This window comes from Streptomyces canus, assembly GCF_001514145.1.
In the GTDB taxonomy this organism is placed as follows: domain Bacteria; phylum Actinomycetota; class Actinomycetes; order Streptomycetales; family Streptomycetaceae; genus Streptomyces; species Streptomyces canus.
This window is the reverse complement of sequence record NZ_KQ948667.1, coordinates 1-25270: the sequence shown is the minus strand read 5'-3', so window position 1 is coordinate 25270 and position 25270 is coordinate 1. Positions and strand designations below refer to the sequence as shown.

General features: G+C 70.8%; 21 protein-coding genes. 7 read left to right on the top strand and 14 right to left on the bottom strand.

Features of this window, described 5'->3' with window-relative positions:
* Positions 1–123: 123 nt before the first annotated feature.
* From AQJ46_RS32550 to AQJ46_RS32485, 14 genes are all read right to left on the bottom strand, one after another.
* Entirely contained in the window at positions 124–882 is a 759-nt protein-coding gene (locus tag AQJ46_RS32550; RefSeq protein WP_059208980.1) for a 4'-phosphopantetheinyl transferase family protein, read from the bottom strand.
* Positions 875–2035 (bottom strand): acyl-CoA dehydrogenase family protein, encoded by a 1161-nt coding sequence (locus AQJ46_RS32545; RefSeq protein WP_059208979.1) that lies wholly within the window; start codon positions 2033–2035, stop codon positions 875–877. The genes AQJ46_RS32550 and AQJ46_RS32545 overlap by 8 nt, the downstream gene beginning before the upstream one ends.
* Positions 2032–2676, bottom strand: a complete 645-nt coding sequence (locus AQJ46_RS32540; RefSeq protein WP_059208978.1) for a hypothetical protein — start codon at positions 2674–2676, stop codon at positions 2032–2034. The genes AQJ46_RS32545 and AQJ46_RS32540 overlap by 4 nt, the downstream gene beginning before the upstream one ends.
* Complete coding sequence (locus AQJ46_RS32535) at positions 2673–3569, bottom strand: beta-ketoacyl-[acyl-carrier-protein] synthase family protein (RefSeq protein ID WP_059208977.1); 897 nt, start codon at positions 3567–3569, stop codon at positions 2673–2675. The genes AQJ46_RS32540 and AQJ46_RS32535 overlap by 4 nt, the downstream gene beginning before the upstream one ends.
* Before the next feature lie 6 nt (positions 3570–3575).
* A complete protein-coding gene (locus AQJ46_RS32530) occupies positions 3576–3884 on the bottom strand; it encodes an acyl carrier protein (RefSeq protein WP_059208976.1) in 309 nt (102 codons plus the stop codon).
* 34 nt (positions 3885–3918) lie between these two features.
* Positions 3919–5214 carry a type III PLP-dependent enzyme gene (locus AQJ46_RS32525; protein WP_059208975.1) on the bottom strand — a complete coding sequence of 432 codons (1296 nt, stop codon included), beginning with the start codon at positions 5212–5214 and terminating at the stop codon, positions 3919–3921.
* Positions 5211–6608, bottom strand: a complete 1398-nt coding sequence (locus AQJ46_RS32520) for a preATP grasp domain-containing protein (protein ID WP_059208974.1) — start codon at positions 6606–6608, stop codon at positions 5211–5213. The genes AQJ46_RS32525 and AQJ46_RS32520 overlap by 4 nt, the downstream gene beginning before the upstream one ends.
* A 16-nt stretch (positions 6609–6624) precedes the next feature.
* Positions 6625–7557 carry a 3-oxoacyl-[acyl-carrier-protein] synthase III C-terminal domain-containing protein gene (locus AQJ46_RS32515; protein WP_059208973.1) on the bottom strand — a complete coding sequence of 311 codons (933 nt, stop codon included), beginning with the start codon at positions 7555–7557 and terminating at the stop codon, positions 6625–6627.
* A complete protein-coding gene (locus AQJ46_RS32510) occupies positions 7554–7841 on the bottom strand; it encodes an acyl carrier protein (RefSeq protein WP_059208972.1) in 288 nt (95 codons plus the stop codon). The genes AQJ46_RS32515 and AQJ46_RS32510 overlap by 4 nt, the downstream gene beginning before the upstream one ends.
* Before the next feature lie 13 nt (positions 7842–7854).
* The gene (locus AQJ46_RS32505) at positions 7855–9576 is read right to left on the bottom strand and encodes an acyl-CoA dehydrogenase (RefSeq protein ID WP_225887440.1); all 1722 of its coding nucleotides are present in this window, start codon (positions 9574–9576) and stop codon (positions 7855–7857) included.
* A complete protein-coding gene (locus tag AQJ46_RS32500) occupies positions 9573–11288 on the bottom strand; it encodes an acyl-CoA dehydrogenase family protein (protein WP_059208971.1) in 1716 nt (571 codons plus the stop codon). The genes AQJ46_RS32505 and AQJ46_RS32500 overlap by 4 nt, the downstream gene beginning before the upstream one ends.
* Positions 11289–11550: 262 nt before the next feature.
* Positions 11551–13326 carry a fatty acyl-AMP ligase gene (locus AQJ46_RS32495; RefSeq protein WP_059208970.1) on the bottom strand — a complete coding sequence of 592 codons (1776 nt, stop codon included), beginning with the start codon at positions 13324–13326 and terminating at the stop codon, positions 11551–11553.
* A 79-nt stretch (positions 13327–13405) separates the two neighbouring features.
* Positions 13406–14692: an alpha/beta hydrolase gene (locus AQJ46_RS32490; RefSeq protein WP_059208969.1), complete on the bottom strand. Its 1287-nt coding sequence runs from the start codon at positions 14690–14692 to the stop codon at positions 13406–13408.
* A 79-nt stretch (positions 14693–14771) separates the two neighbouring features.
* On the bottom strand, positions 14772–15839 hold the full coding sequence (locus AQJ46_RS32485) for a LacI family DNA-binding transcriptional regulator (protein WP_059208968.1): 1068 nt from the start codon (positions 15837–15839) through the stop codon (positions 14772–14774).
* Between the two features lie 480 nt (positions 15840–16319).
* Here AQJ46_RS32485 and AQJ46_RS32480 point away from each other — a divergent pair, with 480 nt between their 5' ends.
* The 7 genes from AQJ46_RS32480 to AQJ46_RS54490 form a co-directional block, all read left to right on the top strand.
* A complete protein-coding gene (locus AQJ46_RS32480) occupies positions 16320–17675 on the top strand; it encodes an ABC transporter substrate-binding protein (protein WP_059208967.1) in 1356 nt (451 codons plus the stop codon).
* A 93-nt stretch (positions 17676–17768) separates the two neighbouring features.
* On the top strand, positions 17769–18764 hold the full coding sequence (locus AQJ46_RS32475; RefSeq protein WP_079072506.1) for a carbohydrate ABC transporter permease: 996 nt from the start codon (positions 17769–17771) through the stop codon (positions 18762–18764).
* Positions 18761–19663 carry a carbohydrate ABC transporter permease gene (locus tag AQJ46_RS32470; RefSeq protein ID WP_059208966.1) on the top strand — a complete coding sequence of 301 codons (903 nt, stop codon included), beginning with the start codon at positions 18761–18763 and terminating at the stop codon, positions 19661–19663. The genes AQJ46_RS32475 and AQJ46_RS32470 overlap by 4 nt, the downstream gene beginning before the upstream one ends.
* A 54-nt stretch (positions 19664–19717) precedes the next feature.
* Entirely contained in the window at positions 19718–21223 is a 1506-nt protein-coding gene (gene arfA / locus AQJ46_RS32465) for an arabinosylfuranosidase ArfA (RefSeq protein WP_059208965.1), read from the top strand.
* 104 nt (positions 21224–21327) lie between these two features.
* Positions 21328–23373: an RICIN domain-containing protein gene (locus AQJ46_RS32460; RefSeq protein WP_059208964.1), complete on the top strand. Its 2046-nt coding sequence runs from the start codon at positions 21328–21330 to the stop codon at positions 23371–23373.
* A gap of 93 nt (positions 23374–23466) precedes the next feature.
* Positions 23467–25128, top strand: coding sequence for a ribulokinase (araB, locus tag AQJ46_RS32455; RefSeq protein ID WP_059208963.1), 1662 nt, complete (start codon positions 23467–23469; stop codon positions 25126–25128).
* A 13-nt stretch (positions 25129–25141) separates the two neighbouring features.
* Positions 25142–25270 (top strand): hypothetical protein (locus tag AQJ46_RS54490; protein ID WP_159064083.1); only part of this gene is annotated, 129 nt, incomplete at its 3' end.

The following is a 25270-nucleotide window of genomic DNA, read 5'->3' as shown; positions in this document are numbered from 1 at the left end:
GCGACCCCCTTCTTCGACTGCGAGCCGGGCCCATGCCGCCGGCGCGCGCCTCAGACTAAAATACGGGCAAAGTCCGGGACGACGGCACCGAGTCGAACAAGGCACATCTGCTTCGTCAGGTCCTTACAACTCGTCCACGGAGTGGGGGCCCGAGATGCTGGGGGCCACCGCTCCCGCGACGGCCAGCGCCGCCAGACAGCCGTCCGGCACCGGCAGATCGCGCACCGACCAGGCGCCCGGGATCTGCCCGGACGGATCGCGGACGACGTCGGCGTCGGCGTCGGACTCGGACTCGGCGTCGGACTCGGCGTCGGACTCGGCGTCGGACTCGGCGTCGGTGAGCACCTTTAGGCTCAGGCCCTGGGCGAGGCGCGCGCCGGCGGCCTTGACCACGGCCTCCTTGCGGGTCCACAACCGCAGGAAGCGTTCGGCGCGTTCCGTGGGTCCGGCGGCCGCGGCCACGAAACGGGCGTCGGCGGCGGGGAAGAAACGCTCGGCGAACGGCTCGACCGGCAGGCCCGGCCGCAGCCGGTCCACATCGACCCCGACCTCCCGGTGCCGGGTCACCGCCACCAGAGCGAGCTCACCGGAGTGGGAGAGGCTGAACCGCAGATCGGAGCTGCCCGCGAGCCGTGGTTTGCCATGGCGTCCCCGCTCCAGGCGCAGTTCCTCGGGCGGAACGTCGAGACAGCCGGCCAGGATCAGCCTCAGTGCTCCATGCGCGACGATGAAACGCCTGCGGTCGTTCTCGAAACGGCAGCGGTCGCCGCGCTCGGCCTCACGCTCCGACAGGATCCGGGACAGGGCCGCCACCGTGGCCGGCGGCCGGTCCAGCGGCACCGTCCAGACCTGCACCCCCGGGGAGTCGATGTCGTCAGTCACGGCGGAGATGTCCCTGGACCAGTCCGGTGAACAGGTTCAGCTTCTGGATGTTGCCGGTCCCCTCCATGAACTCCACACCACGGGCGTCCCGGGCGAGCTTGTCCAGCAGGGGATGGTCCAGGCGGGCGCCGGGCCCGAAGCAGCCGAGCGCTTCGAGTGTCGCCTCCTCGGCGAGGCGCGAGGCGCGTGCCTTCGCCGCCGACGCCAGGGAGCCCGCGGCCGGATCGTTGTCGTCCACCGCGATCGCCGACCGCCAGATGAGCTGCCGGAGCTCCGTCAGGCGCAGGCCGAGCCGGTCGAGCCGGTGGCGTTCGGCCGTGTTCAGGGTGCGCCGGTTGTCCAGGACGTACTCGTACGCGGCCCGCGCGATGCCCAGACCGAACGCGGCGACGCCGGGGCGCAGCCGGTTCAGTCCCTGCACCGCGCTCCACATGCCCCGCTGGGTGGCCCGCAGATGCCTGCCGAGGACCTGGCCCGCGGGCACGCGTACGTCGTCGAGGGTGACGGCGGTGATGCGCAGGCCGCGCAGCCCGATGGTCTCCAGGGGCTCGGCGGTGAACCCGGCGGCCGAGGTCTCGGTGAGGACCGCGGTCACCCCGAGCGGCCCCGGACGCGTGCGGGCGAAGACGATGCCCAGGTCGGCGCGGGCCGCGTTGCCGATGTAGCGCTTGGCCCCCCGGAGCACGAAGTGGTCCTCGCCGTCCGGGGTCAGCGTGGTGTTCATCGCCCCCGCGTCCGAGCCGCGGTCCGGCTCGGTCAGCGCGAAGAAGGTCCAGGTGGGCTTCTCCATGATCCGGCTGTAGAACCACTTCTTCTGCTGCTCGTCGCCCATGGCGTCGACCAGCACACCCGACATCACCGGCCCGGGCGCCGCGAGCAGCATGCCGGCGTCGCCGACCGCCACCTCCTCGGCGAAGACGACCCGTTCCAGGGTCCCGGTGCCGTAGAAGGGACGCCCGTCGATGACCACCGGGTCGGGATTGAACTCGGGCGGCACCGTCATCCTCGTCAGGTACGACACGATGGCCACGTCCAGATGGCGGTGGATCGCGTCCGGGTCCTGGTCGAGTTCCAGGGCGAGGGGCTTGAGCTCCTGCGCCCATGCGCGGGCCTGGCGCTGGATCGCCCGTGTCCTGTCGTCCAGCTCGATCATGCCGCTCCCCCGTACTCCCCTGTGCCGGCCGACCCGAAGTGGACGTCGGCGATCAGCTCGGACACCCGGGCGACCTGGCCCGGCCCGTCGACCAGGAAGCTCACGGCGCCGAGCAGCCGCAGCAGCATCCGGTCGGTCCCGGTGATCTGGGCGTTCAGGCCGGCCAGCGTCCCGCCGTCGAGGTCGCCCGGCGTGGCGCCGGCCAGCATGGTCTCGATCTCCAACTGCTCGATCACCGCCTCCGCCACGCCGCCCTTGACCATCTGCTGGTGGAGCAGTTTCGCGTCGCCGACGGTACGGCCGCCGAGATGGGCGAGCACGGCGTCGAGCAGCCGCTCCGAGAGGCCGAAGCGCAGGCAGGTCACGCCCAGCGCCCATGCCGCCCACGGAGTGGACCCACCGGGTGGTTCGGCCCGGCTCCGCAGCACGACGACGGTGCCGTCCTCCACCGTCAAGGTCGTCACGACGTCCCCGGCGTCGGCACCGGCGACACCGGCGGGCACCACCATGTGCCCGCCCGGACCGCGGGGCGGCCCGCCGTCGGTCTCGCACAGCAGGGTCAACGCCGGGACGAGGCCGTCCTGTCGGGCGGTCCGCCGGTACCGGATCCATGCGTCGGCGGCGGCCGCACGGCCGGTCATGTCCCCTCCCCGACATCCAGGGTGCTGATGCACAGGTACCGCAGCGTGCTGTCGTAGTCGGCGACGACCAGGCGGCGGGGCCCGGCCCCCTCGCACTCGGGGAGCACGTCGGCCAGGGCCGACCAGGGGCCGGTGCACGGACGGCCGGGCGGCGCGGGGCGCACGTCGACGGCCGGCCCGAACCGTTCGGCGTCGAGGCCCTGGCCGGTGACCAGGGTGACGGGCCGGCCGCCGCCGTCGGGCTCGTTCAGCACCGCCTCGATCGTCGGGCGGACGTCGTCCGGCGCGACGCCGGCGAGTTGCCGCGTCACCGGTTCGCCCGCGCGGCCCTCGGGGCCGAGGAGCAGCGCCACCGCGCAGTCCTGAAGAGGCACGTCCCGGGCCCCTGTGGTGTCGTACAGGAAAGTCCGCTGGTCGAGGAGGACGACCAGGGCGCGCCGGAAGGCGTCGGCGGCGGCGTACTCCGAGACCAGACGCAGGGCCGTGAACCCGGCGGCGGTCCCCTGGTCCGAGAGGTTGAAGGCCAGTGGGTCGCCGGGCAGTACGTCGGCCAGATGGCAGGACGGGGAGCGGCGCGGATCGGCGTCCGGGACGCTGTGGGCCACGAGCACCAGATCCAGGGGCTCCTGAAGCGGGGGCAGGTCCGCGAGCAGTTCCTGGGTCATCTCGAGGAAGGTGTTGCGCTCGCCCCGCTCCAGGAGCTCAGGGCGGAACTCCACCGGGTACGGGCGTACGAGGTCGGCCTGCATCTGGGCCAGGCTCGGCTCCACCGGATCGGGCAGGAAGGGCCTGCCACCGGAGAAGGTCCGGACGACCGGCCGTGACAGGCGCAGCGGGGCCCGCCGGGCGGGCCCCGCTGCGTCGGCCGGGCCGGGAGACGTGGTGAGGTACATCGGCGGTCAGGCCCCGGCCTGCGCGTCGGCCTGTTCGGCGGCCTGCTCCTGGACGAAGGTGGCCAGCGTCCCCACGGTCTTGAAGTGGTGCTGCTCGAGGATGTCGGTGTCGAACTCCATCTCGAGCTCCTCCTCTATCGTCATCAGCAGCTCCAGCACGGTCGTGGAGTCCAGGCCGAGTTCGTCGAACAACCGGCTGTCTTCAGCGATGGTGTCGGGGTCGACTTTCATCGACTTGGCGAGCGAGCCGGTGATCGTGGCGACGGCCCGGCCGTACAGGTCGGCGGTGTCGGCGTCCGGTGTGGTGTGCTGCATCGTTCACCTCTCGTGTGTCGTGTTGTCCTGGGGGTCAGTGGGGGACATCGGCTTCGTCGTGCGCGGTCGGGTCGTAGAGTCGCTGCCGCTGCAGGAGGTCGTCGGGACTGTCCCGTTCCCGGACCAGATGGCACCGCCCCTCGTGGACCAGCACCTCGGCCGGGTAGCCATGGCTGAGGAACAGCCCCGGTGAGGCGGTCGGGCCGTAGGCACCGGAGCGGTGCACGCCGATCAGGTCGCCGGGTCGCACCGGCGGCAGCGGGACCTTCTTGCCGATCGTGTCGCCCGGGGTGCAGAGCAGCCCGGTGACGTTCCACTCCTCGGTCGCGGGTTCGTCGAGCCGGTTGAGCACCGCCATCGGGAAGTTGCGCTTGACGAACGAGCCGAGGCCGACGGCCGCCATGTGGTGGTGGGTCCCGCCGTCGGCGACCGCGAACCGCTCCCCCATCGAGGTCTTGGTGTAGCGGACGCCCATGACGTACGTGCCGGCCTCGGCGGTGAGGTAGCGGCCCAGCTCCATGATCATCCTGGTGCCGGGGTGCCGGGCCGTGAAGTCCTCGATGACGGGGTTGAGCCCGTCGGTCAGCACCTGGACGTCCAGGTCTCTCTCGCCGTCGAAATAGGAGACGCCCAGGCCGCCGCCCACGTCGACCATCCGCAAGTCGAGGCTCAGCGCGGCCGACAGCCGCTCGGCCAGGTCGAGGATGCGGGTGGTGTTCTCGACGATGACGGCCTCATGGAGAATCCGGGTGCCCATGTACACCTGCACCCCCATCAGGTCGACGTCGGGGAACCGTTTCACCAGGTCGGTCTGTCCGAACAACTCCTCCTCGTCGATGCCGAACTGGCGCGGCTTGCCTCCCATCGCCAGCCCGGAGCGCTTGACCGCGAAGCGCGGGTTGACGCGCAGTGCGACCGGCGCCTTCACGCCCCGCTCCCGGGCCAGCTCGTCCACCAGGGCCACCTCGGGGATCGACTCGCATACGACAGCGTGGATCCCGGTGTCCAGGCAGGCGGCCAGCTCCTGGCGGCTCTTGCCGGGGCCGAGGAAGATCACTTGCTGCGGTGGCACGCCGGCCCGGAGCGCGGTCGTCAGTTCCACCAGTGAGGAGACCTCGGCCCGCGCGCCGAACGAGTGCAGCAGCGCGCAGACTGAGATGTTCGGGTTGGCCTTGAGCGAGTAGAAGATCTCCATGGCCGGGTGCAGCCGGTCGCGCAGCCCGTGGAACCGGTCCCGCAGCGCGGTCCCGTCGTAGACGAACAACGGGGTGCCGTATCGCCGGGCCAGCTCGGACACCCGCACGCCCTGCACCTGGAACTCGCGTGTCATCGTCGTACCTCTCCCCTGGTGCTCTCCGCGAGAGCGGCCAGCCTGCGGCCGACCTCGTCGTCCAGTGCCGCCGTCCGGTCCGCCGAGTCGGCGACGACGACCCCGTGGAGACGCCCGGCGAATTCCTCACCCGGGGCCCGTTCGCCGGGCGGCGCGGCCGCGTTGACGGTGGCGTGGTTGTTGATCAGCAGGCCCGTGCCCCGGGCGGGGTCGAACAGCAGGTCCGAAAGAGCGCGGTGGAGCGACCCGAACGGCAGTGGCGCGCCGAGCCGCAGGGGATACCTGCGCACCAGCGCCATGCTGCCGGACCCGATGAAGGCCTCCTGGATCGAGGCCTGGTAGGTGGACATGTTGTGGCGCGCGTTGATCTCGACGACCGGGTAGAGGCCGCCGTCGGGATCGACCATCGCGTCGACGCCGACGACGCCGAAGTAGCCGTCGTCCGCCAGCCGCCCGCCCAGCAGCCGGGAGACCTCCGTCAGTTGGGCCGTCTGCCGCTCGGTGAGCCGCGCCGGGATCCGGTGGCCCAGGTGCACCCCGCCCTCGGTCAGGGCCTCCTTGACGAAGTCGACGTGCACATGGCCGTCCCGGCCGACGGTGAACTGGTAGTTGAGGTCGGCGTGCTTGGCCACCCACTCCTCCACCACCAGGCCGGCCCGGTCGTCCCCGGCCTTCCGCGCCCGGCTGCGGATCATGCGGTGCAGCCGGTCCAGGCGGCGTTCGTCCGCGACCACCTCGATGCCCTTGCCGGAGACGCCGAAGGCGTCCTTGAACACGACCGGGCGGCCGTCGGCGAGCAGCGCGCGGGCGGCCTCGACCGCCGCGTCGAGCTCGGCCAGGCTCGTGCAACTCCAGCCGCGGGCCCGCCGGATGCCCAGCTCACCGGCCAGCCGCCGGCTGTAGATCTTGCTGTTGACCGCCTTGCAGACCGCCGCCGGCGGGGCGGCCAGTGGGATCCCGGCCCGTTCGGCCAGCCGTTCCTCCAGCTCGCTGACCCCGTGCGCGCAGACGACGCCACCGCGCGCACCGATCCTGCCCAGCTCGCGCAGCACCGGCCGGTCCTCCAGCGCGTCCTGGGTGACGGTGCTGCCCGGGTCCTGGCGCTCCACCACGAGCAACCCCGGCAGGTCGAAGCCGAGTTCCTCCAGATGGCTCAGGTAGTCGGGGTCGGGTTCGCCCTTCAGCACGACGTGGTCGCCCTTGCCCGCGAGCAGCAGGGCGAACTCGTCCATCCGGTTGACGATGACGCTGCCGGAGCCGAACGTCAGCCTCGGCAGCCCGGGTTCGCCCCGGGCCCACTGGTCCTCGACCTCGAAGTTGCCGAGGAACACCAGCTCTGCGTCAGGGTTGCCGGTCACGGCCGCCTTCAGGCGGCCGGTGAAATTCCCGGTCATCTCGCCCGTGCCCCTTTCAGTGCTCGAAGAGCATCGCCGAGAAGGTCGAGCCGAGACCGACCGTGGCGAGCAGATAGCGGTCCCCCGGGCGCAGCCGGCCGAGGTCGAGGGCCGTGCGGTAGTTGATGAAGGGGTCGGCGCAGAAGCAGTGCCCGGTGACCGGCACGTTGTCCAGGAAGACGCGCTCCAGCGGGAGCCCGAGATGTCTGGCGAGCCGCGCCCACGACAGCCGGTTGACGTTGTGCGGGAAGACCACGGCGACGTCGTCCAGTCCCAGGCCCGCCTTCGCGACGGCCGCCAGCATGACCTCGGCCAGCGCCTCGGTGTAGATCTGCTGGTATTCACCGGCCAGTTCGTCGTCGAGCGACAGGCACTCGTAGAAGCGGCCGTGGGTGCGGGCGGCGTAGCTCAGCATCCGGTCCCGGTCGTCGCGGGTACCGACGAGCACCGCGGCCGCGCCCTCACTGTTGGCGGCCGTACCCGGCACCGTCTGTGCGGCCAGGGTGAAGGTCTTCTCGCCGGTGAGGACCAGGGCCAGCGCGTCCGGATCACCGTCGCTCGCCAGCAGTTTGCCGACCATGTCCACCGCCAGCAGCCCCGAGGCGCAGGCGTGGTGGGTCACCGCGAAGGCCGTGGCGTGTCCGAGCCCGAGCGCGTCACGCACCTCGTGCACGGGGTTGACCGGATGGGGGACGACCACCGGCATGGTCCGCGCCTGGACCACGTACCGCACCCTCTCCTCCCTGCCGCGCAGTCCGTCGAGTTTGCCCGCGGCGGCCAGCAGCAGATCGGTGAGCGTGCCGCCGGGCTCGCGGCAGACCTCCGCCAGGCCGTAGAAGCGCCGGTACACCTTCATCTCCGCGGCGCTGAGGCCCAGTTCGTCGCTCAGCTCGCCGATGGGTATGCGTGCCGACGGCAGGTGGGCCGCCACCTCCTCCAGCGAGGTCATCGGCTCTCCCCCGACGGGGACGTCTGGGCGAGCGTCTCCTCCAGGTGCCCCGCCAGGGCGTCGATCGTCGGGTGGTCCCAGGCCACCGTCGGCTCCAGGGCCAGGCCGAGGTGGTCCTCGATGTCGCCGCAGAGGATCAGCGCGTAGACCGAGTCGAGACCGTACGTCGTCAGCGTCGCGGTGGTGTCGATGGCGGCGGCGTCGAGTTGCGCGTAGTGAGCGACCCGCGCGCGCAGCCAACTCCGCAGTTCGGTGTCCGACGGGGCCGGTTCGGGGGTGTTCATCGCCTTCTCCTTGTCATTGCAGGGGCCGGTTCGACAGGCCGAACCCGCGGCGGTCGCGGTGCCGGACGAGGACCTCCGCCGACAGCCGTTCGGTGATGTGCGGGGACCGCTGCCCGGGGTCGCGGCCCACCCGTTCGGCGATCCGGCCCAGCGCCGCGACGGCCCAGTGGGGTTCGCCGAGGAACGCGTCGTGCCGATCCCGGTTGTGGAGCCAGACGTTCACGCAGGCGACCGCCGCGAGCACCGCGGCGTACCGTGCCGCCAGCCGCAGGGCCTCGGGCCGGGCGGCGACGGAGAGGTCCACGGGGGTCAGCGCGGCGCATTCGCGTCGTAGGTCGGCCTGCTCGGCCGCGATGACGGAGACCAAGTGGCGCAGCTCGCCGTCCAGTTCGGGGGAGCCGAGGGCCGCCGTGAGCGAGGCGCTGAGGCTGTCCCGCCCGCCCGAGCCGACCGACAGCCGCTCGAAGGGCAGCGGTGGCAGGTCCGCGCCGAGGCGGAACGCCTCGGCGGGCGGCTGGGTGTCGTCCAGCCACCCCTTGCGGGCCAGCCGGGGCAGCTGCGGCAGCACCGTGCTGAGGCAGGCCACGCGCGCGGTGTGGCCGAAGCCCGCAGGCGCCAGGTCGCGCAGGTGCTTCTGGAAGATCCCGTAGCCGCCGTCGCGGAGGTAGAACTGCGCGCCCAGCACCCGCGACAGCGCGTCCATGGCGTCCATCAGGAGGGTGGCCACGAAGTACTTGGCGGCCGAGGCGTACAGGCTGGTCTCGCCGGGGAGCAGATGCACCGAGCGCGCAGTCACGGTGGCCAGGCAGTCGCAGATCAGCAGGTCGGTGAAGGCGTCGGCGAGGATCGAGCGGATGTACGGCATCTCGGCCAGCGACCGCCCGTACAGGACGCGCTCCTCCGCGAACCTGGCGGTGACCTCCAGGCCGGTCTCCAGGATGCCCGCGGTCATCGCCGGCAGCGCGGTGCGGGTGATCTGAAAGGAGCGCAGCGCCGTCTCCACGCCGAGCCCGGGCGCCCCCAGCACCGCGTCCGCCGGGACCGGGCAGTCCCGGAACTCCAGCCCGCCGAGCTGGACCCCGCGCATTCCCGCGCTGTGGAAGCGCGGCAGGTGGATGGGCGCGCCCGGGGGCAGGTCCGCCTTCTCCACGAACAGCTGCGAGTGGCTGCGGCTGCCCGGAGCGGGCGACGTGCGCGCGAAGAGCACCATGGCCTCGGCGCGCCGGGCGTTGGCGATCACTTCCTTGCGCCCGTTGAGCCGTAACCGCCCGTCGTCGCCCGGCAGCGCCGAGAACTCGGCCCGCGCGAAGTCGTTGCCGTGTGCCAGCTCGTGGTAGCCGGAGACGGCCCGGCCACCCGCCAGCAGCACATCGGCCATCCGGCGGCGCTGCCGTTCGTCGCCCGCGGTCCAGACGTTGACCGCGGGGATGAGGCTGCTCGCTCCGTATCCGAGACCCAGGCAGGGGTCGTGCCGGAAGACCACCCGCAGCACCTCGATGAGGTGGTCGAGCCGGGTCAGGCGCCCGCCCAGTTCGGGCGGGACGAATTCGGCGTTCAACCCGTAGTCGTCCAGCAACCGTTCGCCCGCGGCGAGCATCTCACCGGCCTCGTCGGCCGCCAGCACAGCGGCGTGGCCGGTTGGATTGCCCGGATCCCAAGGGTCGCCGAACCGGCGTTCGAGGTCGGCGATGGCGGCGGCCGCGGGGGCGTCGCGCGACCCGGTGCTGTCGATCACGAGGTGACCACCGAGGTCGGAGGAACGCTGGGACGGCCGGCCCTACGGGCGTCGAAGAGCCGGTCGAACACCTCGCCGTCGGTCGGCCGTCCCGGCGGGCGCAGCGACCGCAGCACATAGGTGAGGACGGCCTCCAGCCACAGTGGGTCCTCGCCGGGGGTGCGGTGGTGCAGCCACACCCTCAGGGCGGCCGCACCCGCGAAGCAGTCCTCGTAGCGGCGCGCCAGCGCGAAGGCCTCCGGCCGCGCGTACTGGGAGGCGGGCGGGCTCAGCGCCAGCTCGTGGTGGAGCCGGATGCAGCTGTCGGTGAGCTCCTCGGCGAGCTCGGCCACGCGTGCGGGCGCCTGCCCCGCGGATGCCAGCGCACGCAGGTCACCGCTCGCGGTGTGCAGGCTCTGCGTGAGGCTGCACCCGCCGCGCGCCAGCAGGCTCAGCCGGTCGAGCCGGGCCGGGGGCAGCGGGGCCGACAGGTCGGCGGTACGGCGTACGGCCTCCTCGTCGGCGGTGCCCTCCCGATGGCCGCGGACCAGCACCGGAAAGTGGTTGATCAGGACGTGCTGGTTGACGAAGGTGCTCCCGTCGAAGATGCCGACCACCCGGTGGTCGCGTTCCAGCTTCTGGAACGCGCCTTGCTCGTGGACCTCGGTGAGGAAGGCGCGGGCGCCCAGCAACTCGCCGCAGGCGGCGATCAGTTCGTCGGCGCGGGTCGGGACGTACGACTTGGCCACCGCGGAGATGACGGTCATCTCCTGCGGCAGGGTGTGCACGCTGCGGGCCGCCAGCACGCTCACGATCTCGGCGGCGTGGAGCGCGGCGTACGCCTCTCCGAGTACGCGGCGTACGTGCGGCAGATCGATCAGCCGACGGCCGTAGAGCTCGCGCCCGGCGGCGAACTCCTCGGCGAGCCGCACCGCCTGGTCGGCGGCGCCCAGCGACAGGGCCGTGCAGGCGGTCCGGGTGAGCTGCAACGCCTTGAGCACGATCTCCAGACCGGCGCCCTGCTCGCCGATCAGCGCGTCGGCCGGGAACGGGCAGTCCTCCAGCGCGATCCCGCTGATGTCGGCGCCCCGGATGCCGTGCGTGGGCACCTTGGGCAGGGGCCGCCAGCGGTCCGCCGGGAGGCGCCGTTTGTCGGCCAGCAGCAGGGTGAAGCCGCGCGGGCCGCCCTCGGGCCGGGTGCGTACGAGAAGGCAGAGCAGCGTGCCCCGGGTGGCGTTGTTGATCAGCCACTTCTCGCCGTTCACGCGAAACCCGCCGGGTTCCGGAGTGGCTGTCATCTCACCGGCGAGCAGGTCGCTGCCGTGGCCGCGCTCGGTCAGTCCCCACGACACCGGTGCCCCGGCGATGATGTCGGCGCCGAGCTCGCGCGCCTGCTCCGCGCGGCCCGCCAGCCACATGCAGACGCCCCCGAGAAACGTTTTGCCGTGCCCGATCGCGACGGTCAGGTCGCGCCGCGCGACCGCCCGCAGCGCCGCGACGAGCTCGTCGTAGCGGGTCAGCGCGCCGCCGAACTCGGCCGGTACGTACAGGCGTGGCAGCCCCATCCGGTCGAGCTCCCGGCAGATGTCGGCGGGGAACGACTCACCGCGGTCCAGCTCGGCGCTGCGGGCGTAGGAGAGGAGCGCCGCGGGGTCGGCGGGATCGCCGAGCGCCCGGTCGAATCCGTCGAGGTCGACGCGGTCGGTGTCGATGAGCGGGTCAGTGACTTTCACGAGACGTCACCGCCCGCGACGAAGCCGCCGAGACAGACACGGCCCGAGGCGATCAGCAGATCCGTCACCCTCACCAGGCGTCACCGCCCGCGCCGAAACCACCCAGACAGACACGGCCGGTAGCGATCAACAGATCCGTCACCCTCACCAGACATCACCGCCCACGGCGATCAACCGCTCGATGACCTTCACGAGACGTCACCGCCCCCACCGAAACCGCCGAGGCGGACACGGCCCGCATCGCCCAGCAGGTCGGTCACCGTCACGAGACGTCACCGCCCGCCACCTCGCCCAGTCTGGCGCGCACGGCCGGTGACAGTTCCGCGTGCAGGATCGGAAGCTCGCCGCCGAGGAACCGCCGACGCAGCAGCCGTCGCTGGATCTTGCCGCTGGTGGTCCGCGCCACCGTGCCGGGAGGCACGAGGACGACGTTGTGGGCGGGCACCCCGACGTCCCGGGTGAGGCGGTCGCGGACGCGCGCGGCGACGTGGGCCAGCTCGTCCGGCGCGACCCGGTCGGCCCGGCACTCGCGGACCACCACGACCTCCTCCTCGGGCACCGGGACGGAGAAGGCCGCCCCGACCCCGCGTTCCAGAGCCGGGTGGGCCTCCCGCGTCGCCGCCTCCAGGTCCTGCGGGTAGAGGTTGCGGCCGCGGACGATGATCAGCTCCTTGGTGCGGCCCGTGACGTACAGCTCGCCCTCGTGCAGGATCCCCAGGTCCCCGGTGCGCAGAAAGCCGCTCTCCCCGTCGGGTGTGACGGCGTCGAAGACCCGCCGGGTCTCGTCGGGCCGCCCCCAGTAGCCCCGGGCGACGTTCGGGCCGCGCACCCAGATCTCGCCGACCCGGCCGTCCGGCAGCGTCTTGCCCCCGTCGGCGTCGATGATCCGGACGTCAAGGTGCTCGGCGGGGCCGCTGCTGACGATGCGGTGCACGGGTGCGCCGGGGGCCGGGGCCAGCAGCTCACCGCCCTCGAACGCGGCGGCGTCCACCTCGGTGATCACTGCACGGCGGGCAGGACGGTCGCCGGAGACGACCAGCGTCGTCTCGGCCATGCCGTAGCCGGGGAGCATCGCCTCGGGGCGCAGCCCGGCGGCGGCGAACCGCCGGGTGAACGCCTCGACGGTGGCTGCCTGGACGGGCTCGGCGCCGTTGACCGCGCACCGCCAGCGCGAGAGGTCCAGGCCGGCCAGCTGCTCGTCGGTGATCCGCGTCAGGCACAGGTCGTAGGCGAAGTTCGGAGCGGGCGAGAAGTCGATGCCGTGCCGGTCGATCAACGTCAGCCACGTGTGCGGGCGCTTGAGGAAGGCCGTCGGCGGCATCAGCACGCTGCGACCACCCAGGACCAGCGGCGTGAGCAGCAGCCCGATCAGCCCGAAGTCGTGGTAGAGCGGCAGCCAGCCGCCCACCGGCCGGCCGGCGCGCATGTCGGCGATCGCCGCGAGGATCCGGGCGTTGGCCAGCAGGTTGGCGTGGTCGACCATGACGCCCTTGGGGTCGTCGGTGGACCCTGACGTGTACTGGAGGAAGGCCGGCGCGTGCGGGTCGGCCGGAGGCGGCCGCCACCGGTTCGGCGGGGGCAGCTCGTCCGTGACGGAGTGAGGCGCGAGCACGGTCACGCCCCCGAGCTCCTGCTCCTTGGTCCAGGACACGAGCGCTTCCCGATCCGTGCCGTCGGCCAGGGCGCCGGCCGCTCCCGCGTCCCGGGCGATCGCGGCGAGCCGGTCGGCCAGCCGCCGCTGACGGCCGTCGGGCGGCGGCGCGGGCACCGGGATCATGCCCGCGTACATGCAGCCCAGGAGGGAGCGTGCGAACCCCGTCCCGGAGGGATGCAGGACGAGCAGACGGTCACCGATGGAGAACCGATCCTGCAGCAGCGCGGCGACCTGGCGGGCGGACCGGTCGAGTTCCCCGTACGTCACGGTCTCGTCGGCCTCGGCGCGGAGCGGATCCGCGCTGAAGATCAGGGCGGTCCGGTCACCGTGCTCCGCCGCCCTCGCACCCATGAGTTCGACGAAGCTTCTGTGCTCGTGCTCCATCGCCCCACCCTAAACGGCACTCCGGCGCCGCCGGATGAGTAATTGGCAAGACTTGTAGGCGAGTTGAGGCTCGCACCACTCACCTGCGGGTCGTCGCGGTGCGCGTGGGCTCCGGGCCGTCGGCACGCAGGGGGTCGGGACCGTGCCTCGGCGGATCGGCCACCACTGCCCCCTTTTTGTGGTGACGGGGCACGACGTCCTGAGGGAACGTCAACTGCTGGTTCATCCACGTCAGGGCGGGAGGCATCTCCTGAACCCAGGTAGGGAAGTTGTGGCTGCCGTGCTCGGGCAGGATCGACGCGACCCGCATGGGCGCCTTCACCGCCTTGATGAAGGCCTGCGTCTGCGGATAACCGCGCTCCCCGTGCTTGCTCTCGGCCACCAGCACGGAGACCTGGGGGACGGGCAGGTGCTTGAGCCGCCACATCAGATCGTGGCCGTTCATCCGCTCGGTGCGGTCCGGTCCGCTGCCGAAGAGACTGCCGGTCGTCGGATCGTCCTTGACCCGGTAGTCGGGCGACAGAGCGGCGGCCGTCGTGTACAAGTGCGGATCGCGCATCGCCAGCTGGAGGGCGCAGCTGCCTCCGGAGGAGTAGCCCATGACACCCCAGGCACTGGCGTCGTGGCCCACCCGGTAGGCGGACTTCAGGGCGTCGGGGAGATCCTTGGCCAGGAAGGTCTCGGTCTGCGGGCCGCCCGGTACGTTCACGCACTCGGTGTCGCGCGGCGGGGCGATCGTCGGCCGGATCATCACCATGACGGTCGGCTGCATCCGACCGCTCTTCTGCAGTTCACCGGCGGTCTGCGACACCCGCAGATGCTGCGCGAGGTTGAAGATGCTGCCCGGGTAGCCGCTGAGCGCGACGATCACCGGGAAGCGCTGGCGCTGGTACGCCTTCTGGAAGTACTGCGGCGGCAGGTAGACGAAAGCCGGGTCGACCACGCCCGTGCGGCGGCCGATGACCTTCACGGACTCCACCCGCCCGTTCACCGCCGCGGGGCCGGTGGGCAGTCCGCTGACCCGGCTCAGCTGCTCGTCGCCGGCGGGCTGTACCGGCGCCCCCTTCACGGCGACGCCGTTCACCGGTCCGGTGCCGCCCCCGCCCGCCTGTGTCACCCCGACGGGGGCCGTCTCGACCCGGCCGAAGAGCTCGCCCCACGATCCGAAGAACTGGTACGACGAGTTCAGCCAGCAGGCGAACGCCGCGATCATCACCACCTGGGTCGTCCCGATGGCCAGCAGGCGTCCGAACACCTGCCGCAGTCCCTGCCGGGCGAACCGTGGCCACGACCAGACCAGCAGTCCCACACACACGGCCGCGAGGGCCGCCATCACATACACGGTCGTCTCGCTGGTCAGACCCATCCGGTTGATCCCCGATTTCCCTACCTGCGCGGTTTCCTTCACACAGAGGGAGGGGTGGGGAATCCTCCGCGTTCCCCAATTAGTGCAAATGGGGTGGTGAAACCGCCCACTCGGCGGCGTCCGTCGCCTGCCGCCCCATGGTGCTCGCTCGCGGGATGAGCCGGTGCGGGGCACGGATCTCCATGCCGGGGACAGGGGTTGAACTGCCGATCCGCTTGAGCAGCCGCTCCACCGCCGTCTCGGCGATCATCTTCTTGTCCGGCGAGACCGTCGTGACGGGTGGGTTGGAGTAGCGGGCGTCCTCTATGTCGTCGTAGCCGACGACGGCGACGTCCTCGGGGACGCGCAGCCCGCGGGCGGCCAGCGTGTGCAGGGCGCCCAGGGCCACCAGGTCGCTGTAGCAGAAGACCGCGTCGGGCGGTTCCTCCAGGTCGAGCAGGTGGGCCATGGCGCTCGCGCCGTCGGAGCGGTTGAAGCGCGGAGTGGAGATGACGAGTTCCTCGCGGACCGGTATGCCGGCCCGCTCGTGGGCCAACCGGTAGCCCTGGGTGCGCAGTTGGGCCGCCTCACCGGTGCGGTAGGGCTGGTCGCCGATCGCGGCGACGCGACGCCGGCCGAGGCCGAGCAGATGCTCCGTGGCCTCCCGTGAGGCGGTGACGTCGTCGATGCCGATGTGGTCGAAGCCGCCGTCGCTGACCCGCTCTCCGAGCACGACCAGCGGGAGGTCCGCGTCGCGCTCGCCCAGGTCGGACTGGGCCAGCCCCAGCGGGCTGAAGATGACGCCGTCGAACAGCAGCTGCTGGGAGCGGCGGCTGAGGAACAGCTTCTCGTGCTCCGCGTCGCCGTCGGTCTGGTCGATCAGGACGTTGTACCCCTGCACCCGGGCCGCCCGGATGATGCCCTGCGACAGCTCGGCGAAGTAGGGCGTGTCCAGATACGGCACCACCACCGCGATCTGACCCGACCGGCCGGAGGCGAGATTGCGGGCCAGGACGTTCGGCTGGTAGCCGAGTTCGTCGACCGCCTTCTGCACCCGGGCCCGCATGGCCTCGGAGACCGGTGCGTAGCCGTTGACCACGTTGGACACGGTCCGGCTGGAGACGCCGGCGAGCGCCGCGACGTCGCGGAGTGTGACGCCTCTAGTCATATGTCACCTTTGTCCCGGATGACGGTTTCAGCGCTGAAAGTTTCTTCCCGGTTACCTCTTGCAGCGCGGCAAGTTCTCGGTTAACACTTTTGCAGCGCTGCAGAGCGTAGCAGAAGGGGGCCTGATCCAGTCGGGTCGGGAACCCAGGGACCGTGACGTCACCGCGTCGCGGACCGGACAGTAGGAGCCGCAGTGGGAACAGCCACCACTCACGGGCCGGGAGCCGCACCGGCCATGACAGGGCTTCACTCTTTACTCGTGGTGGTCTGACAGCGCCCGTGCGCTGATCACCGAGCTCCCTCTCACCTTCACCGACGTCACGTGCGCCCACCCTCCCGCGCCAGTTGACGTTCGTCCCCTCAACGAGCCGCAGTGCCCGCATGCCCTCGGCCCGTCCGCGCCGTACCCCCGTGTGTCCGGCGTACCTCCGCCTTGCCTCCCGCTCCCCTGCCCTCGGGCACCACACCCAGGAGATTGCTCATGTCCTCCACCAGAAGGCCCACGTCCCGTTCCGTCCGGCGCACCGCGGTCGCGGCGACCTCCGCCGCCCTCGCCGGGGTGCTCCTCGCGGCCTGCGGGTCGGGCGGCGGCAGCGGCAGCGGCACCACGGGCAGCGGCCCGGTGCACATCAAGGTGTGGGCCTGGTACCCGCAGTTCAAGCAGGTCGTGGCCGAGTTCAACAAGACCCACAAGGACGTCCAGGTCGACTGGGTGCAGGCGGGCGTCGGCCAGGACGAGTACACCAAGCTGAAGACCGCGCTCAAGGCGGGCCAGGGCGCCCCCGACGTCGTCATGCTGGAGTTCCAGGAGCTGCCCACCATCCAGCTCACCAAGGGCCTGCTCGACATGGGCAAGTACGGCGCGAACGCGGACAAGGGCAACTACGTCGACTGGGCCTGGAAGCAGGCCTCCGACGGCGAGCACGTCTACGCGATCCCGGTCGACGGCGGTCCGATGGCGATGATGTACCGCGCCGACCTCTTCAAGAAGTACAACCTGAAGGTCCCGACCACCTGGGCGGAGTACAAGGAGGAGGCCGCCAAGCTGCACAAGGCCGACCCCAACGCGTACATGACCGACTTCGGCAGCGACGAGACGGCCGCCGGCTGGCGCCAGGGCCTGACGTGGCAGGCCGGCTCCCGCCCCTACACCTACTCGGCGAGCAAGCTGCCGGACATCGGGGTCAAGCTCAACGACGACAACGCCAAGAAGGTGTACGAGTACTGGGGCGACCTGGTCAAGAACAAGCTGGTCGACACCCAGTCGTACGCCACCACGGACTTCTACAACGGCCTCAGCACCGGCAAGTACGCCACCTACATCGCGGCCGGCTGGGGTCCGGGCTACCTCTCCAGCGTCGCCAAGAAGACTGCGGGCAAGTGGCGGGTCGCCCCGCTGCCGCAGTGGACGGCGGGTGGCAACGACCAGGGTGACTGGGGCGGTTCGAGCTTCTCGGTGACCTCGCAGACCCAGCACCCCAAGGAGGCCACCGAGGTCGCCCGGGAGCTGTTCGGCACCTCCGACGCGGCCTGGAAGATCGGCATCGACCAGGCCTACCTCTTCCCGCTGGCCACCCCGACCCTCAACAGCGAGTACTTCAAGGACAAGAAGTACGACTTCTTCGGCGGCCAGCAGATCAACAAGGTCTTCGTGCCCGCGGCGAACGGCATCGGGGCCTTCGACTGGAGCCCGTTCCAGGACTTCGCCTACAACACCGACACCAGTGAGGTGGGCAAGGCCCTCCAGGGTCAGACCGCCTGGTCCGCCGTGAACGACAACGTCCAGGACCAGATCACCTCCTACGCGGCCAAGCAGGGATTCAAGGTCAGCAAGTAACGGGCCCGAGTCCCGACCCCCACTGCCCCCGCCGGCGCCCGCGCGTCGCACCGCCCGCCGGCGGGGGTTCCGCAAGACGCGCAAGGAGATGTGATGAGCCTGCTCCGACAGCAGGGACCCGCGACGGCCGCGCCCCCGAGTACCGTCCGCACCAAGGGTCTTCGCGCCCCCATGACCGGATCGGGCGCGGGCCGCCGGAACGGACGGCAGTCCGCCCACACCCGCCACCAGGCCATGGGCCTGCTGCTGATCACCCCGTTCGGGCTGCTCTTCGCGGCCTTCCTGGTGGCACCTCTGGCGTACGCCTTCTGGCTGAGCCTCAGGACCTCCACCCTGGTGGGCGGTGACCACTTCAGCTGGTTCGCCAACTACAAGCAGACCTTCACCGACCCGCACTTCACGTCCGGCGTGCGCCGCGTGGTGGTCTTCGGCCTGGTGCAAATCCCGGTCATGCTCGGTCTCGCGCTGCTCGGCGCCCTCATCATCGACGAGGTCTCCAGCAAGCTCGCCAAGGTCTTCCGGATGACGCTGTTCATGCCGTACGCCGTCCCCGCGGTCATCGGCGCCCTGATGTGGGGCTTCCTGTACAGCCCCACCTTCGGCCCGGTGAACTCCCTCAGCCACGCCCTGGGCACGGGGAAGGTCGACCTGCTCGGCCACAGCCTGATGCTGACCTCGCTCGGCAACATCGTGACCTGGCAGTGGACCGGCTACAACATGATCGTCCTGTACGCGGCCCTGCAGGGGCTGCCCCGCGAGGTCTACGAGGCGGCCAAGCTCGACGGCGCCGGCCAGATCCAGACGGCCGTGCGCATCAAGATCCCGATGATCTCCTCGGCCATGGTGCTCACGCTGATGTTCACCATCATCGGCACGCTCCAGTTCTTCACCGAGCCGCGCGTGCTGGAGCCGACGGCGTCCTCGGTGATCACCCCGGACTACACGCCCAACCTCTACGCGTACAACCTCGCCTTCCAGTACTCGGAGTTCAACTACTCCGCCGCCATCTCCTTCTCCCTGGGAGCGGTGGTCTTCATCGGCTCCTACCTCTTCCTGTTCGCCGCGCGCAAAAGGAGCGGACTGAAGTGACCACCGCCGCCGTCCCCGCCCCCACCGCCGCCGTCCCGGCGCCCCGCCGTACGTCCTCCGCCCGAGGACGCGTCACCGTCAACGCGGTGATGGTGGCGATGATCCTGTACTTCCTGATGCCGTTCTGGTGGCTGGTCGTCGCCGCCACCAAGGACAACGACGCCCTGTTCTCCACCGCGGCCCTGTGGTTCCACTCGCCGGGCGCCTTCTTCACCAACCTCCAGCAGCTGTTCACCTACAACGACGGCGAGTACCTGCGCTGGATGGGCAACACCGCGATCTACGCGGGTGTCAGCGGTGTCGGCGCCACCGCCGTGGCCACCTTCGCGGGGTACGCGTTCGCCAAGTACCGCTTCCCCGGCCGCAACCTGCTCTTCTCCAGCCTGCTCGGCGCCATCATGGTCCCGGCGACCGCGCTGGCCATCCCCACCTATCTGCTGCTGAGCAAGGTGGCGCTGACCAACACCATGTGGGCGGTCATCCTGCCCTCGCTGCTCAACCCGTTCGGCGTCTACCTGGTCCGGGTGTACGTGCAGGAATCCCTGCCGGACGAGCTGCTCGAGGCGGCCCGGGTCGACGGCGCCGGAGAGATGCGCGTGCTGTGGTCCGTGGCGCTGCCGACGCTGAAGCCGGCCCTGGTGACCGTGCTGCTGTTCTCCATGGTCGGCACCTGGAACAACTTCTTCCTGCCGTTGGTGATGCTGAACAACGACAAGCTGTTCCCGCTGACCGTCGGCCTGCAGTCCTGGTACCAGGGCGCACTGATCCAGTCGGGCGCCAACGCGCTGTTCACCCTCGTGATCGCGGGCTCCCTGGTGGCGATCATCCCGCTGATCGTGGCCTTCCTCCTTCTCCAGCGGTACTGGCGCGGCGGTCTGACCGTCGGAAGCCTCAAGTAGCCCTCTTCACAGGCGACCCCCCTCCCCTTTCGCGCACCTCCCGGAGCGACCTCCATGCTGCACGCCTCCCTGACCGTCGACCCCGCCTTCCGTGTCGCCGACGTGAGCCCCCGGACCTTCGGCTCGTTCGTCGAGCACATGGGCCGCTGCGTCTACACCGGCATCTACGAGCCCGGCCACTCGTCCGCCGACGAGGACGGCCTGCGCCGTGACGTCCTGGACCTGGTGCGCGAGCTGGGTGTGACCGCCGTGCGCTATCCCGGCGGCAACTTCGTCTCCGGCTTCCGCTGGGAGGACAGCGTCGGCCCGGTCGCCGACCGCCCCACCCGCCTGGACCTCGCCTGGCACAGCACCGAGACCAACGCGTTTGGCCTGCACGAGTTCCAGCGCTGGGCCGAGAAGGCCGGCGTCGAGTCGATGATGGCCGTCAACCTCGGCACCCGCGGTGTCGCCGAGGCACTGGACCTGCTGGAGTACTGCAACCACCCGGGCGGGACCGCCTGGTCCGACCAGCGGATCAAGAACGGCGCCCAGGACCCCTTCGGCATCCGCATGTGGTGCCTGGGCAACGAGATGGACGGCCCCTGGCAGACCGGCCACAAGACCGCCCAGGAGTACGGCCGTATCGCCGCCGAGACCGCGCGGGCCATGCGCATGGTCGACCCCAAGCTGGAGCTGGTGGCCTGCGGCAGTTCGAGCTCCTCGATGCCGACCTTCGGCTCCTGGGAGGCCACCGTCCTGGAGGAGGCGTACGACCAGGTCGACTACATCTCCTGCCACGCCTATTACGAGGAGCTCGACGGCGACCTCGGCAGCTTCCTGGCCTCCGGGGTCGACATGGACCACTTCGTCGAGTCGGTGGTCGCCACCGCCGACCACATCCGGGCGAAGCTGGGCAGGAAGAAGCGGATCAACCTCTCCTTCGACGAGTGGAACGTCTGGTACAACACCCGTTTCGAGGCGCAGGACAAGCCCACCGACTGGGCCGTGGCCCCCCGGGTGATCGAGGACGAGTACAACGTCGCCGACGCCGTGGTGGTCGGCGGACTGCTGATCAGCCTGCTGCGCAACAGCGACCGGGTCACCGCCGCCTGCCTCGCCCAGCTCGTCAACGTCATCGCCCCCATCCGCAGCGAGGCCGGCGGCCCGAGCTGGCGCCAGACCACCTTCCACCCCTTCGCCCAGGCGGCCCGGCACGCCCGCGGCACGGTCCTGCGCGTTGAGCCGGTCGCGCCGACGTACGAGACGAATCGTTTCGGCGAGGTCTCCGTCGTGGACGCCGTGGCCACCCACGACGGCGACGAGCTCACCGTCTTCGCCATCAACCGGCACCAGGGCGACAACGTCGAACTCGCCCTGGACCTGAGGGCGTTCCCCGGTTACGTCCCGGTGGAGCACACGGTGCTGAGCGACCCCGACATCCGCGCCACCAACACCCAGGACGACCCCGACCGCATCCGCCCGTACGCCGCCGACACCGGTGCCGTCACCGACGGACGGCTCACCGTGAGCCTGCCGCCCGTCTCCTGGAACGTCGTCCGGCTGCGCCGCGCCGGCTGACCACCTCCCCTCAGACACCCGCCGTTCCCGTCTCCCCCCGTCTTTCCCGGGAGCGGCGGGTCCCGCACCATCCCCTCTTCCCGGACATCCCTTGGGAGCCGCACATGTCCACCACCAGGGAAAGCGCGAGACACCGCGCCGCACCCCGCGCCCAGGCGATCACCCTGCTGCTGGCCCTGCTCGCAGCCGCCGTCGCCCTCGTCCTCCCCGCCTCCGGCCAGGCGCACGCGATCTCCCGCGCCTCGCAGACGATGTACACCCCGCCGTCGAACGCCCCGTCACCCGGCTCGCTCTACCCGCGCGCCATCCGCCTGCAGAACAGCGGCTCGTCCAACGGCACCCTGCTCGCCACGTTCGAGCAGTACAGCTCGGGCACCCCTGTCTTCCCGATCTACCGCAGCACGGACAACGGCAACAGCTGGAGCCAGATCTCCAGCATCAGCGACACCCACAACGGCTTCGGCAACCGCTACCAGCCGTTCCTGTACGAACTGCCCACCCAGATCGGCACCTTCCCGGCCAGCACGATCCTCGCCGCCGGCAACTCCATCCCGAACGACCTGTCCTCGACCGAGCTGGACCTGTACGCGAGCACCGACCACGGCGTCAGCTGGTCGTACGTCAGCTCCATCGCCCAGGGCGGCAGGGCCGACGTCACCAACGGCGAGACCCCGGTGTGGGAGCCGTTCCTGATGGTGTCCGGCTCCAAGCTGATCGTGTACTACTCCGACCAGCGTGACCCCAACCACGCCCAGAAGATCGTCCACCAGACCACCACCGACGGCATCACCTGGTCCTCCGTCGTGGACGACGTGGCCATGCCGACCTACACCAACCGCCCCGGCATGCCGGTGGTCGCGCAACTGCCCAACGGCAACTACGTGATGACGTACGAGTACGGGGGCGCATCCGAAGCCGACTTCGCGGTCTACTACAAGATCTCCTCCGACCCCGAGGCGTTCGGCTCCGTCACCGGCACCGTCCTGAGGTCCACCGACGGGTACGTGCCCACCAGCGCGCCGTACATCACCTGGCTTCCCACCGGCGGTCCCAACGGCACCCTGGCGGTCAGTGCCCAGAGCACCACCGACCTCTTCCTGAACACGCAGAACGGCGCGTCGGGCGCCTGGACGCGCATCGCCTCCACCGTCCCCCGCGGCTACAGCCGCGGCATGGTACCTCTCGCCGACGGCCACAGCCTGGCAATCCTGAGCGCGGGCGTGGTCATCAGCACCGGTGAGAACCCGGTCACCTACGGCACGATCGACCTGGGCGGCGGCATCTCCGACGGCGCCACCTACACGATGTCCAACGCCAACAGCCACCTGATGCTGGCCATCGCGGGCGGCTCGACCACCAACGGCATCAACGCCACCCAGCAGAACGCCGACAACGCCACCGACCAGCAGTGGAAGTTCGTCCAGCAGACCTCCGGCTACTTCAAGATCTTCAACGTGGCCAGCGGCAAGGTGCTGGGCGTGCAGAACCAGTCCACCGCCAACGGTGCCAAGGTGCTGCAGTGGGACGACAACGGCACCCTCGACCACGAGTGGGCCATCGCGCCGAACCAGGCGGGCGGCTTCACCGCCACCAACCGGATCAGCGGCAAGTACCTGGAGATCCCCAGCGCCTCCACCACGGTCGGCACCGCCGCCGGGCAGTGGTCCAACACGGGCTGCGCCTGCCAGCGCTGGAACCTCACCCAGACCGCCCTGCCGACTCTGTCCACCGGCCAGTACCGGCTGGTCAACAAGAACAGCGGCAAGTTCCTGGAGATCCCCGGCGCCTCCACCGCCACGGGCAAGCAGGCGGGCCAGTGGGTGAACACCGCCAACAACTGCCAGCTGTGGACCTTCCAGTCCCAGAGCGGCGGGGCCTGGACCGTGAAGAACGTCAACAGCGGTCTGTTCCTCGACAACAACGGCTCGACCTCGGCCGGCGCGGCCGTCGTCCAGAACGCCTCCTCCACCGCGAGCTCCCAGAAGTGGACGCTCACGGACGCGGGCGGCGGCTACTACAAGCTCGTCAACTCCGGCAGCGGCCTGGTGGCGGACGTCGCCTCGGCCTCCACCGCCAACGGCGCGCTGATCGTCCAGTCGGCGGACAACGGCGCCGATGACGAACTGTGGCAGGTCGTGCGGGTCAACTGACCCACCCGGGGGCCCGGTTGGAGCCGGGCCCCCGATCTTCTGCCCAAGATCCCGAACAGTGATCGCACTACCGAACAAGAGAGGTGGGCCGCCATGCCCGAGGAACCCTGCGTCGTAGGCGTCGACTACGGAACGCTCTCCGGCCGTGCCGTCGTCGTCCGCGTCCGCGACGGCGCGGAACTCGCGTCGGCGGAGCACGTCTACCCACACGCGGTCCTGGACCGCGAGCTGCCGGACGGCACCCGGCTGCCCCCGGACTGGGCCCTGCAGATGCCGTCGGACTACATCGACGTCCTGCGCATCGCCGTACCCGAGGCCCTGGCCCGTGCCGGAGTGGCGCCCGAGCAGGTCATCGGCATCGGCACCGACTTCACCGCCTGCACAGTGCTGCCGACGCTCGCCGACGGCACGCCCCTGTGCGAGCTGCCCGAGTACACCGCCCGCCCGCACGCCTACGTCAAGCTGTGGCGCCACCACGCCGCGCAGGGCCAGGCCGACCGGATCAACGCGTTGGCGGAGGAGCGGAAGGAGCCGTGGCTGCCGCGCTACGGCGGGAAGATCTCCTCGGAGTGGGAGTTCGCCAAGGCACTTCAGGTCCTGGAGGAGGATCCGGAGGTCTACGGCCGCACGGAGCGGTGGGTGGAGGCGGCGGACTGGATCGTGTGGCGGCTGAGCGGGACGTACGTCCGCAACGCCTGCACCGCCGGTTACAAGGGCCAGTACCAGGACGGCGTCTACCCGTCACCCGCCTATCTGGCCGCCCTGCACCCGGACTTCGCCGGTTTCGTCACCGACAAGCTGGATCAGCCCATCGGCCAACTCGGCGCCCCGGCAGGGACGCTGACCGCCGAAGCCGCCGCCTGGACGGGGCTCCCCGAGGGCATCACGGTCTGCGTCGGCAACGTCGACGCGCATGTCACCGCTCCGGCGGCAGCGGCCGTGGAGCCCGGCCAGATGGTCGCCATCATGGGCACCTCCACCTGCCATGTGATGAGCTCCGACCAGCTCGGCACCGTGCCCGGCATGTGCGGGGTCGTCGACGGCGGCATCCTGCCCGGGCTGTGGGGCTACGAGGCGGGCCAGAGCGGCGTCGGCGACATCTTCGCCTGGTTCGTCCGCACCGGCTTCCCCGCCGACTACGCCGAGAAGGCCGCGGCGGCCGGGCAGACCGCGCACGAATACCTGACCGAACTGGCCGCCCGGCAGAAGGTCGGCGAGCACGGACTGGTGGCCCTGGACTGGCACAGCGGCAACCGCTCGGTGCTGGTCGACCACGACCTCAGCGGCCTGCTGATCGGCCAGACGCTGTCCACCCGCCCCGAGGACGTCTACCGCGCCCTGCTGGAGGCCACCGCCTTCGGCACCCGCACCATCATCGACGCCTTCGAGTCCGCGGCCGTACCGGTGCGGGAACTGATCGTCGCGGGCGGCCTGACGAAGAACGCCCTGCTCATGCAGATCTACGCCGACGTCACCGGCCGCCCGCTGGGCGTCATCGGCTCCGCCCAGGGCCCGGCGCTCGGCGCCGCGATGCACGCCGCGGTCGCCGCCGGGGCGTACCCCGACATCCGCGCCGCCGCCCACGCCATGGGCAAGGTCCACCGCGGCCTCTATCTGCCGGACCCGCAGCGGGCGGCGGCCTACGAGCGCCTGTACGCGGAGTACCGGGTGCTGCACGACTACTTCGGCCGCGGCACCAACGACGTCATGCGCCGTCTGCGCCGCATCCGCGCCGAAGTCTCCGCGTCCTCCTGAAAGGAAAACCCTCATGGACACCAACGCCACCACCCACCCCGATCACGAGATCTGGTTTCTCACCGGAAGTCAGGGCCTGTACGGCGACGACGTCCTGCGCCAGGTCGCCAAGCAGTCCAGGAACATCGCCGAGATCCTCGGC